The following is a 12,446-nucleotide window of genomic DNA, read 5'->3' on the forward strand; positions in this document are numbered from 1 at the left end:
GCCCCACGGAAAGCGAGCATCCTGGTGTGGAAATCAACCCTTTGTTCCATAGCAACAAAGTTTACGAAAACAGCCTTTTTTTATTAGCATATTTTAGTTGTATTTCCAAAAAAAAGAACCACGAAATATGATTGCTAAACTCTATACAAAAACAGCTTTCGGCTATGTCGACAGCCTGACCAGCCATATGGCTGGTTTTTCTATGTTTATACAATGCATTTCTGGCTTGCTTTCAGAAAAACCCGCATTAAAAAAGGTATTGATATTTTTGCTGTCGAAATAGTAACGATAAAGATTTATTAGGAGATGAAATGCATGTACAAAAAAGGTATTACAGCAGAAGATTTATATCAGTTAAAATCGGTAACAGATCCACAGCTTTCTCCTGATGGAAGTCTTATTGCCTATATACAGACAAGCATAGATGAAAAAACAGATAAATATATTTCTAATCTGTTTGTTTATAGCCTTTTGTCTAGAAAAACGGTTCAATGGACTTTCGGTAATTTCAGGCACTCCTCTCCCCGGTGGTCTCCCGATGGACAAAGCCTTGCTTTTCTATCCAGCCGGACAGGAAAAAATCAAATTTTTCTTATGAGTACTTATGGCGGTGAAGCAAAGCAGCTGACAGATTTCACATACGGTGCGTCCTCCCCGATATGGTCTCCTGACTCTGCCCTTCTCCTTACTGGCTGCGGTTTAAAACCGGGAGAATCGCTAGAATCAGTACATGATAAAGAAGACAAGGATGATCGAAGCGAAGGTTTAATATATAATTCTATTAAATACAAAGCAGATGGAAAAGGCTATCTAAACCAGGTATTTCAGCAGCTAGTGATTGTGAATGTCCAAACAAAAGAATTTCAGCTTCTTACAGAAGGAAACAGGGATTACCATCCAAGCGGCTGGTCTCCTGATGGCTCAAAAGTGGTTTATCATACAGATGAAGCGGAAGACCGCGATTATCGCTATATTTCCGATGTATTCATCATGGAAGTAGCAACTAAGGAGAAGGAGAATGTAACAAACGGCAGAGGTGTTTTTTACGGCGCCAAATGGTCTCCTGATAGCCGATATCTTATTATGCAGGGACATGAAGCGGAGTATAAAGGGGCGACACTGGACAAAATTTGGCTTTTTCATACAGAAGATCATTCTTTTGCCTGCCTGACCGATGGATGGGATGTAGAAGTTGGGGATGTGGCAATAGGCGATTTCCAGATAGGCGCCACAGACCCTGGATTAATGTGGACCAAAGACAGCGCAGGCTTTTACTTTTTAATAAGCGATCATGGAAACACAGGTGTATATTATGGAACGATTGAAGGAGCCATGTATCCTTCCATCCTTGAATCTCAGCATGTTTACGGACTATCCATCAACCCTGAAACACACCATGCAGCTGTAGCCATATCTCTTCCTGACCAGCCGGGAGATTTATTTACCTATAATCTTTCCACTGGTGAAAAAGAACAAATCACCTTCGTTAATGAGCCATTTCTGAAGGATCGCTTTCTTTCAAAAGCAGAACCAATCGTATTTCAATCAGCTGACGGCCTCGATATTCATGGATGGATGATGAAGCCGGTTAATTTTCAGGAAGGAAAAAAATATCCAATGATTCTTGAAATACATGGAGGACCGCATGCCATGTATGCAAATAGCTACTTTCATGAATTTCAGTCGCTAGTTTCTGAAGGATATGCTGTACTTTTCACAAATCCGCGCGGAAGCCATGGATATGGGCAGGAATTCGTGAATGCAGTCCGCGGCGATTATGGCGGAATGGATTACGTGGACTTAATGGCTGCAGTGGATTATGCACTCTCAACATATGACTTTATAGACTCAAAGAGGCTTGGTGTGACTGGAGGCAGCTATGGAGGCTTCATGACAAACTGGATTGTCGGCCATACTGACCGTTTCAAAGCAGCTGTCACCCAGCGCTGTATATCCAATTGGCTGAGTTTCTATGGTGTGAGTGATATCGGCTATTACTTTACAGAATGGGAAGTTGGCGGAGATATTCTGGATGATCCGGAAAAACTGTGGCATCACTCGCCTCTTAAATATGCCAAACATGTAACCACTCCCCTGCTCTTGCTTCACGGTGAAAAGGATTTCCGATGCCCGATTGAGCAATCCGAGCAATTTTACGTTGCACTCAAAAGGCAAAAGAAAGAAGCTGTACTGGTATCATTCCCTGATCAGACACATGAAGTATCCAGAAGCGGTGCTCCAAAAATGAAGCTGCAGCATGTACAGCAAATTCGTGACTGGTTTAAAAAATATCTCTAAAAACCAAAAAGGGCAGAAAATTTTCTGCCCTTTTTCATACATGAGAAACAGCTTTATTGCTCTTTTCCTCTTTTGGCTTCCTGATCAATGGTTCCCGCCATATAATCGTCGCTTACTTGTTCATGAGTTTCAGCAAGCCCGCTTGATAGCTGATCATCCTTTTTATAGTCTTCAACCTCAAAATGCTTGCCCGCAATTTCAGATGTGCTGTTTTGCTGCTTTTTATTATTTTTTTCCATATGGATTCCCTCCTTATTCTCAATCCACAAATTTTCCATAATCAGGAACAGCAATGATATCAAAATCTCTTGCCAGCCTGGCCAGGTTTTCCTCAAGCTCAGTGCCGATCATCGGCCGTCCATGTCCAGTCATGGCAGCAAAAGGTTTTAGCTGCTCTAATTTCAGCACAGAAGCTTTAGCTGCTGCCCAATCTGTTGTAAGGTAGCGGGGCGGACCGCTGATTTCTTTTTCCTGAGTGATCACCTTATACAGATTTTCCTGTTTAACTGTGACGAAAGCATCTCCAGCGATTAATGACCTGTCACTTTCACGAAAAAGAGAAATATGTCCAGGTGAATGCCCAGGAGTCCAAATCCATTTCCATCCGGGCAATCCCGGTACACTTCCATCCTCAGGAAGCTGTAAAACATGATTATCGAGATCAATGCCCTCATTTGGAAACAGTCTCGACATTTTGGCAACCATCCCTCCTTCAACGGAGGAGTCTGGTTCCGGATAATCCATTTGCCCAGTTAAAAATGGAAGCTCCAATTTATGTGCATAAACAGGGGCATCCCAGTATTCAATTAAATCAACAATGGAACCGATATGGTCAAAGTGCCCGTGAGTCAGGATAATGGCAGCTGGAGGGTTGCCTTTTCCATATACCTCTTCCGCTTCTTTTATAATTTTTTGGCCAGAACCTGGCATCCCTGCATCCACGAGCACCCACTCTTGATTCTCGGCCGGTTTTCCTATAAAACAAATATTGACAATCTGAATATTAAAGTAATAAATATCTTCTGTTACAAATTTTCCATCGCCGCTTGTGACAGAAGTGACTGGCAGCTTCTTTCCGCTTAAATGATGATCATCCAAGATGATGGCCCTCCCCAATTCATTTTTGTTAGTATTGTTCTTTACGAAATTTTTATGTTTCTTCCCCTTTTTTTACCCTTTTTCAGGGTTTTTTACTCAGCAAATTTAAAACAGCTTCATATTTGCATATGAAGCTGTTTCGTTTAATCATTAAAATTTTGCCCTGTTAAATCTGTTTGCTGGATACCGCTCAGGCAAATGCTGGACCGTTCGCAAATCCTTCTAACAACTTTAGGTCTGCTTTGAGGAGGTTCTGCCATTAATCCCCCATACACATTTTCCAAAAATCAGTATACATGAACAAATCAATATACATCCTTTCTGGTAAAAACCGTAAAGGATACAATTAAAGCAATGGCCCACCATATCAAAAGCACTGCCATCGAGGACAATAAGGTCATTCCGTTAATAGGAGGGGAAACGCCATTTAAGTAATTCGTTAATTTCATGTTAACCATAAATAAATATTTCGCAGACTGCCAAGATGAGACCATATTTGAAAGGATGGCGCCTGAGATAAGTGCGGCAAGCATAACTCCCATGCCGGCTGCCGTACTTCTGATGAGCACTGAAAGCATGAAAGAAAGTGTGCCAACCACAACGGCCACGAACCAGACAAGCCCCATATCCATCAGAAGAAATTTCCACTGGCTTATCAGGCGTACCTGGCTAGTATCCAGATTTCCGGCTTTGACACTGAAACCTGTAATTACCGGTGCATTCCAGCCTGCATAACTGAACACGATTCCTGACAGCACATACGCAAGCAGCGCCGCCATGGCCACTATAACGGAAGCAGAGAGCAATAAAGTAATATATTTGCTCAATAAAATCCTCCATCGCTTAACTGGTCTGGTAAGCAGCAATTTAATGGAACCAAGGCTGTGTTCAGAAGAAACCATATCACTCGCTATAATCATGACAAGCAGGGGAATAAACAAATCACTGGCATTTTCAATAAACATCCTGGTGAATGATACTGCCCCTGGCTCTGTTGGGTTGATATCATGATCAAGATAATATTGTTCCTGTTTAAGGCTAATCTGCAGCTGCTTTCTCCAGTCATCAGAAAGCCTGCTTGAGCTTAATCTGTTTTGGGTATCAACGATTTGCTGCTGCAGGGCTGTACGCCAATCTTTGGTTCCAAGTTTTTCCCGCTGAGATTCTGATTGCTTGTATTGGGCATAGGTAAATAATAAAACTAGCACACCGATGATGATTCCTATAATGACTAAACGTTTTCTGGCAAGCAGCTTCAGCATTTCGTTTTGGACAAGCTTATCCATGGCCAAGCCCTCCCCCTGCAGTCATTTCAAGGAAAAGATCCTCAAGTGAAGGCAGTTTGCGGTTCATCTCAATCACTTTAACTCCCTGCTGCAGCAATTTTTCATTCCAAAACGGCACTTCTTTTTCATGAAAAGAAGTAGAAAGATGACCATCTTCTGTATCAGACACCTCTGTCAGCTGTTCTAAGACTTCTTTTCCTTTTTCATGCGGAATGAGGCGCCAGTTCATTTTTTCCTGTGCATGAAGCAAGTTCCCTACAGTGTCTTCCTTAATTATTTCTCCTTGGGATATGATGGCAACCCTGTCGCAAAGCAGCTGAATTTCACTGAGCAGATGGCTTGAAACCAGTACGCTCAGTCCTTCCTTTTTCGCAAGGGCCCTGATAAACAGCCGCATTTCCCTGATTCCTGCTGGATCCAATCCATTAGTAGGCTCATCCAAGATTAAGACCTTAGGAGAATTCAGCAAAGCCTGCGCAATACCAAGCCTTTGCCGCATGCCTAATGAGTAGGTTTTGACCCTATCATGAATTCTGTCCGTTAATTCAACCAGCTCTGTGACCTCCCGGATACGCTCTTCGCCTATACCGGGAAGCATTCTGGCAAAATGAAGCAAATTATCCCAGCCCGATAAGTAAGGATATAGTTCAGGATTTTCTACGATACATCCCATTTGCTCCATGGCTTTCGTAAATTGTCTTTTTACATTATATCCGCAGATTTCTATGCTTCCTGAGGTAGGCTTTATCAATCCTACCAGCATCCTTATTGTCGTGGTCTTTCCAGCCCCGTTCGGGCCAAGAAAACCGAATACCTCGCCCTCCAATAATTGAAAGCTTACTCCTTTAATGATCTCATGCTTGCCGATTGTCTTTTTCAAGTTTTTCACTGAAAGTGTAATTGTGCTCATGGTTTATTCCCCTCCCACTTAATCATAGGGGCAATACGTTCTGCGATTAATTGATAACCGGCCTGATTTGGGTGAAATTTATCACTATATAAATAGTCATTAATAGAGAGCTGAAACAAATCAAAAACTGGAATAAAAACAACCTTGGAATATCCAGCACACAGCTCAGAAGCCTGGTAATTCCAATCTCTTACAATGGCACTGGTCAGCTTGCTGTCCTGAAGGCCGATAAAAGGATTATACAAACCGATTACGAAAACCGTAACTTCCTTATTATCAGAACGGATATCTGTCAATATGGATTTCAGATTTTTTAGATACCCCGTCTGGATGGCTTTAATATTTTTTGGAGCCAGATCAGAAAGTGTCTTGCCGCCCTGAAACAGATCATTTCCTCCTATCGTAATCATAACCGTATCTGTCCCGGCAAGCTGGCGCTTAACTTCTTCCTGTTTTACTTGTTTTGCAAGCTGGACAGAGGTTTGGCCGTTTATGCCGAGATTATGGACAATGACGTTTGTTTTAAATTTCTTTTTCAGTTTATCTGTGACTATTCCAACGTAGCCCTTCCCTGAATCATCACCGGTTCCCCGTGTCAGTGAATCTCCCAGAGCCACTATGTCCATGCTATTTTTATCGCTTGTTGGTACGCTTGCAGAAATCTTCGGTTTATCTAACGATCCATTTTTATGCTTGCCGTAATAATCCTTCATGGCCCACCCAAAGCAAACCAGGAACAAAACAGCTATACACGAGGAAAGGATTGTCATGATCCGCACTTTATTCATGCTAATATTTGGTCACCCTCTCAATTTTTCACTTTATTCCATTAAAACATAATCTTTATTGAAATTAAAAAAAATGGCTTCTCTTAATGTGCCATAAATGGGTATGATCCTATGTTTATTTCTTCATAGCGAAATCACTCCTGTATGGCAATTGTTACTCTCATCCTTCCCGGGATAGTGAATGGGAGTGTGGTGCCATGGAACATTTATGCAGCAAACTATCCAAAAAGCTGGCGGGGCAAAACAAGCAGCAAAAGCTTTTAGAACATGAAAAAGCCGTACTTTATTTCAAATAAGTACGGCTTTGTTGTATTTAATTCTGCCAAGACACCAGCTAATTAACAGTTTTTCTGTGGCACAAAATATCACTTACATCTTTCTTGTTAACCTTTGGCGGAGAGTTTCCGGCGATTGGTAATCGTGTCTTCCTTCGGTTCTGTACGGCGGATAAAAAACGCAAGAACAAAAGCTGCAACTGTCAGCCAGGTAGCAATCATAAATGCATCATTTATACCCATAACAGCACCCTCTCTGGCTGCAAGAGCAAAATGGGCTTTATCGGCTGGCAGTATATGCTGCCTGCTCACGATTTCAGTAACATGCTTTGTTCCCTGATTCGTCATGATAGACACAAAGAAAGCCATACCGACAGCACCAGCGACCATTCTTAACGTGTTAACAAGAGCTGTTCCATATTTATTAAGAGTAAGCGCCAATTCATTTAACCCCGCTGTGAATATCGGCATCATTAATATGGACATTCCGAACATCCTGATTGTATAAATCGTTACAACGTAGGAAAAAGTGGTGGTCACTTCAAGCTGTGTGAGTGCATAAGTGGTAACGATCGTTATCGCTAAACCGGAAACAGCAAGCCATTTCGCACCGAATTTATCAAAAAGCCTTCCAGTTATAGGTGACATGATTCCCATAACAATACCGCCCGGAAGCAGCATTAAGCCTGATTGCAGCGGTGTAAATCCGCGTACACTCTGCATATAAATCGGCATTAAAATCATCCCTGAAAACATTGCCATCGTTACTATTACATTGATGATGGTTGTCAGTGTAAAAATGGGATAACGGAATATCCGGAATTCAAGGATAGGATGGTTTACCCTGAACTGTCTCCACACAAATAGGGCCAAACTTATAGCACCTGCAAGGAACATGAAAAGGACTTCTGAATCTGTCCAGCCTTTTGTCCCGCCTGTTGCAAAGGCGTAAAGTACACCGCCAAATCCTATTGTGGATAAAGCGACACCTAATCTATCAAGCTTCGGCCTGCTCGTTACAGACACATTCTTTACCAAGAAAATCGCGGCAATGAAATTAAGAAAAGCAAAAGGGAAAATAACGAAAAATAACACACGCCAAGAATAATTCTGAATGATCCATCCAGAAAGAGTGGGGCCGACAGCAGGCGCAAAGTTCATAGCCACACCGAAAATCCCCATAGCAAATCCCCTTCGTTCAGGAGGAAACAATGTAAAAATAACATTCGTGATAAGAGGAAATAAAATGCCGGCTCCAGCAGCCTGTACTACACGTCCGACCAGCAGTACAGAGAAATATGGAGCAATTCCGCACAGCAGCGTGCCTAAAGCAAAAAGACCCATAGATGCAAGGTAAAGCTGTCTTGTTGTAAAACGTTCCATTAAATAAGCAGTGATTGGAATGACGATTCCGTTAACAAGCATAAAAATAGTAGTCAGCCAATTTGCAGTAGCTGCCACTACGTGAAAATGTGTCATTAGCTGCGGCAAGGCAATATTAATTAACGTTTGATTCAAAAACGCAATAACCGCACCAGCAAGCATAACAGCAAAAATAGGGGTTACACTATTTTTGCTTCTTTCTTTTTCCTGAATAATCATTGATGATATTTCTCCTCTATTTAAATTTATCACAACATTTTTTGCTATCCGCATCTCTTAACACCTATAAAGGCACATCTAGAAAGCCTGTATCTTTGGTATACACATATTTCGAAGTGAAGATTTTATTATAAAAGAAAATACTGCAAAATCAAAGTTATGTGCTCGAGTCTCGACATGTTATTCAAAAAAAAATTATTTTCATTCTGCCGCAGACATAAAATCATCAGCATCTTGTTTCACTTCAGCAATTTCAAGCATAACAAAAAGGAAAATTGCAGATATATAAACTATACTTCATAATTATTCAAATACAAGAGAAATTCACAAGATTTTTATGAATGTCATGCATTTTTATTATTATCTATGTTAATTTTAATTGTTTGAGTTTTCTGTTATTTACACCTCCCAAAAGAAGGTTTATCTCAAAAAGCCATTGATGAGAGCCCTTGCAGGTTGGATCGTTTTCTGGAAAGAGTGAACAGATTGGCGAGTTCACTCTTAATTTCGTAGTGTTCCTTAAGTTAGCAACTCACCATCACTTTAATACATTGCATCATTTTTGAAACTATCAGTATGACTTACTGATGAAGAAGAATGCTGTGTACTCACCTGAATTAATGGATGAATTTTTTTAAACTCGCTACATTTTCTTCTAAAAATAACGTATTTTTCTTAATTCCGCGGCGCTTACACCATCCTATACTATTGAAGGCATCCATAAATCGATAAAAAGGCAATACACTTTCTAAATCAATCAATGGTCTGATACTGTTATAGCCATCCCGATAGGCGTTATACAAGGAGGAATCAAAGCGCAGAAAATCCCGGTATAATTTGGTGAAATCCATTTCTGTTGAACCAAACCTTACACTCTCGAAATCGATAAGTCCTGAAACTCTGTTATCATCAACAATTATGTTAGCTGGACGAAAATCCATATGTACGAAGCTTGGTCCATCCGGAACGGGAAGCTGATTCTTCATTTTCTCGAATTTTTCAATGGACTTTTGGTATAAATGCGCATCCAAAACGAGACTTACATCCTCGGCAAAGCTATAAAATTGTTTTTCAATAAAATTAGACCAGTCTGCAAATTCATTTTGTATGGCACTTAACATTTTTCCTGCAACCGGACTGATAGTATGCATCTCAGCTTGAAGGACCCCAACTTGAAACGCGGCTAGCGGTGTAGCCATTACTGACAGCGGTTTTCCTTTTAATTCAGATAATAAAAAAGCACCTGGACATTCTTCATCACCAGACCAATACCCCAGCATATCAGGAATGGAAATCCTTCCTTTTAAAATATCATAGGCTTCTGCCTCCCGCTGACACTTCAATTTTGTATATGGGATTTTCAAAAAAACATTTTCACCATTAGACAATGTACATTTATAAACTGTTGAACTATGGGAATCCTCAACCTCGTTAATTGATTGTACCTGAAGTCCAAATTGTTGAATAACACGATTCAACATCAAACTTACCCTCCTTTGTAATAAATCAAATCCTTGTTAGTTAGAGGAATATTGAAATACTATTTCTTTTAAACAAACCCTATACAGCATTTTTTTCCATTAACCTCTTTAGCACAATAAAAAAATAGACTCTGTATAAATTCTGCTTCAGACGCTAGACTCAGGGAGTCAAGCGTTCTGCCCTCCATCAAAAAAGTGCAGAAATCAGCAATGTATGATACCGGCTGCAGGCATTAATCATTAATAAGCTAAATAACGATATTTAGACATCTTCACACAACACTTTAATAATTTTCGAATTATCTTTGGCCTTTTTTCGGAGATATAAATATCTTTAACAGGCAGCGCTGCATACCAAGAGTTCTCAGTATATCCAGTTACTTCATTTATTTTATCATTATCAAACACACATTCAGCAGCTATCTTTCCTAATACCCCATTCCGCCAAGCCAAAAAGGATTAGTAACACTTTCAGAATATCCGAATGCCTCCAAAACATTCAAAAATATTTTTTGATGCAATGCTTTATCAAAGTCTAATATTCCATTATGGTCTTAAATGCCACTTTGGACATTCTTATTTACAGCCACTTTCCATACCCCACATTGAGCTATCAACGTATGGAAACAAAGGTTATAGTTTAGATATTTTGAATATAAATTAAATAATACAAGGTAAAGGTGCATTGACCTCCATTTTCAATCTGGCAGGTACTGCTTCTTGATCATCCAAAAAAACATGTCCCACCTGCAAATTTATTGCTTTAAACTCTCATTTAACTGTATAAACTAATGAATATTTCACCTGCATAGCCTCTATCATTTTTACTTTTCACAAGGGTTCCAACATTCTCCTGTCCAACTGTTCAAGCACTAATGGCCATGCTTGTTTATGCTGATTCCTGGATTCTTCGTCTGGAAATCCTGAATGTGTTAAAAACAACTTCGTGCCGTTGCCGTATGGCTCAAGCTTAACAGTAACAACCGTCTCCGCTCCTTTTGTTCCTCCTGCTCCAGTGACCCAAGTGATTTCAATAAGGCTGTTTTGCTCAAGCTTTAAAAATCTGCCGTAATGAGGATAACGTTTATCTTCAAATTCAGTTTCAAAAAAGAAGGCTGTGTTGACTTCCCCCCGCATAATTACGCTTCCAGGCGCCGCAAACCAACGGTCAAACTGGTTTGTCCACGCTTCGAAAAGGACATTTGGCTGTGCATTCATTGTCCGCACTACCGTTAGATTAAACGGCCTTGCTGAAAAATCCGGTATATGGACAGGTTTCATAACTTTCCCTCCATGTCATTTAGTTTTATTGCAGACAAATATAAAATTATCCAAAAGTTAAAAAAACCCTCTTTTTTCCCCACTTTATCTAAGTAAGATTTCTCACTAATAACTTATTAATTTACTATTTGCAGTTTCTTAAATATTGCAAGGGTAGATCTACATTATTAGTTTCATAAAGGAACCTGCACATACTTATATTTATCTGGATCCTTGAGTTACAGTTTTTCAATAGATGTTTCAATTATAAAATGCCGCCTATACTTAATAGAAATTTAAGTTTATTTTAATTGAGGCTTAATAACTAGCTGACCAATTTGTAATATAGTAGAGAAGCGTCATCTCTAATGTATAAGAGTTGAAAAACACTTAGAAACAATATACTTGATAAAAGGAGATTCATTCATTTTAAAAAAACTTAGTCGTTTCAGAACAAACAAAAATGCTAATACCTTTAAGTCTACAAATATTAAACACTTATCAGAAGGCTTATTAAGGTTTTGCGATATGTATAGCTACACTAGGCGTACTTTCTGATGACATGTTTTCATCAGAAAGTTTTGAAGCTATATTAACGTCTTTGGCATTGAAATTTATTGGAAGAAGGTCCTTAAAAAATGAACAAATCTTTACCGGACACCATGATTCTGGCAAAAGGAATGTTTGCTAAAGTTCCAGAAATTACACTCTACTTTTGGATTACTAAGCTACTGACTACTGGAATGGGTGAAGTAGCATCCGATTATTTATTCGAGAATCTAAATCCGTTAATTTCGGCACCGCTAAGTATTCTAATTATTGCAGCAGCAATGATATTACAGTTCAAAGTACGAAGATATATACCAAAGGTTTACTGGTTAGTTGTCATTATGGTTAGTATTTTTGGCACAATGGCTGCAGACGTGGTTCGTGTCGGACTGGGCATACCCTACATCGCTTCCACCATTTTCTTTATTGCGGCTCTCTCCGCTGTTCTATTAGCTTGGTTTTCGAAAGAAAAAACGTTGTCTGTACACAGCATTTTCACCCGGCGCCGCGAGGTCTTTTACTGGCTCACCGTACTGGTTACATTCGCACTTGGTACCGCAGCAGGAGATATGACCGCATCAAGCATGCACCTCGGCTACTTGTCTTCCGGTTTATTATTTACTGTCTTGCTTGTTATTCCGGCTCTAGGTTACCGATTATTTGGTCTTAATGAAATTTTTGCTTTCTGGTTCGCTTATATCATGACGCGTCCCGTTGGTGCCTCGTTCTCGGATTGGTTAGCAGCGTCTCATAGTCACGGTGGTCTTGGTATAGACAAAGGTATAGTCAGCTTTGTTTTACTGATTTTTATTATCCTCCTAGTCCACTTTCGGGGAGGCTCACCCGCAAAAAGTGTGGAATTTAACGATGAAAAGGAAAGAGCATCTTAATAATACGCT

The 12,446-nt window shown here is 39.9% G+C and carries 10 protein-coding genes; 2 read left to right on the forward strand and 8 right to left on the reverse strand.

The window, feature by feature from the left end:
• Positions 1-315 precede the first annotated feature (315 nt).
• The gene (locus BIV59_RS14430) at positions 316-2,298 is read left to right on the forward strand and encodes a S9 family peptidase (protein WP_071352176.1); all 1,983 of its coding nucleotides are present in this window, start codon (positions 316-318) and stop codon (positions 2,296-2,298) included.
• A gap of 53 nt (positions 2,299-2,351) precedes the next feature.
• Here BIV59_RS14430 and BIV59_RS14435 read toward each other — a convergent pair whose 3' ends face one another.
• The 8 genes from BIV59_RS14435 to BIV59_RS14475 all read right to left on the reverse strand — a co-directional run bounded on the left by BIV59_RS14435 (position 2,352) and on the right by BIV59_RS14475 (position 11,019).
• A complete protein-coding gene (locus BIV59_RS14435) occupies positions 2,352-2,537 on the reverse strand; it encodes a YozQ family protein (protein ID WP_071352177.1) in 186 nt (61 codons plus the stop codon).
• A gap of 19 nt (positions 2,538-2,556) precedes the next feature.
• Positions 2,557-3,396, reverse strand: coding sequence for an MBL fold metallo-hydrolase (locus BIV59_RS14440; RefSeq protein WP_240501912.1), 840 nt, complete (start codon positions 3,394-3,396; stop codon positions 2,557-2,559).
• Between the two features lie 305 nt (positions 3,397-3,701).
• Positions 3,702-4,682 carry an ABC transporter permease gene (locus BIV59_RS14445; RefSeq protein ID WP_071352178.1) on the reverse strand — a complete coding sequence of 327 codons (981 nt, stop codon included), beginning with the start codon at positions 4,680-4,682 and terminating at the stop codon, positions 3,702-3,704.
• Positions 4,675-5,592 (reverse strand): ABC transporter ATP-binding protein, encoded by a 918-nt coding sequence (locus BIV59_RS14450; protein ID WP_071352179.1) that lies wholly within the window; start codon positions 5,590-5,592, stop codon positions 4,675-4,677. Before BIV59_RS14450 ends, BIV59_RS14445 begins: the two co-directional genes overlap by 8 nt.
• Entirely contained in the window at positions 5,589-6,380 is a 792-nt protein-coding gene (locus tag BIV59_RS14455) for an SGNH/GDSL hydrolase family protein (protein ID WP_071352180.1), read from the reverse strand. The genes BIV59_RS14450 and BIV59_RS14455 overlap by 4 nt, the downstream gene beginning before the upstream one ends.
• Positions 6,381-6,763: 383 nt before the next feature.
• The gene (locus BIV59_RS14460; RefSeq protein WP_071352210.1) at positions 6,764-8,257 is read right to left on the reverse strand and encodes a DHA2 family efflux MFS transporter permease subunit; all 1,494 of its coding nucleotides are present in this window, start codon (positions 8,255-8,257) and stop codon (positions 6,764-6,766) included.
• A gap of 617 nt (positions 8,258-8,874) precedes the next feature.
• Complete coding sequence (locus tag BIV59_RS14465) at positions 8,875-9,738, reverse strand: aminoglycoside phosphotransferase family protein (RefSeq protein ID WP_071352181.1); 864 nt, start codon at positions 9,736-9,738, stop codon at positions 8,875-8,877.
• A gap of 831 nt (positions 9,739-10,569) precedes the next feature.
• Entirely contained in the window at positions 10,570-11,019 is a 450-nt protein-coding gene (locus BIV59_RS14475) for an SRPBCC family protein (RefSeq protein WP_071352183.1), read from the reverse strand.
• Between the two features lie 617 nt (positions 11,020-11,636).
• On the opposite strand from BIV59_RS14475, the gene BIV59_RS14480 reads away from it, so the two are divergent.
• Complete coding sequence (locus tag BIV59_RS14480; RefSeq protein ID WP_071352184.1) at positions 11,637-12,437, forward strand: COG4705 family protein; 801 nt, start codon at positions 11,637-11,639, stop codon at positions 12,435-12,437.
• Positions 12,438-12,446: the final 9 nt, after the last annotated feature.

Origin of the sequence: Bacillus sp. MUM 13, assembly GCF_001866725.1 — a bacterium.
Lineage (GTDB): Bacteria > Bacillota > Bacilli > Bacillales > DSM-1321 > Peribacillus.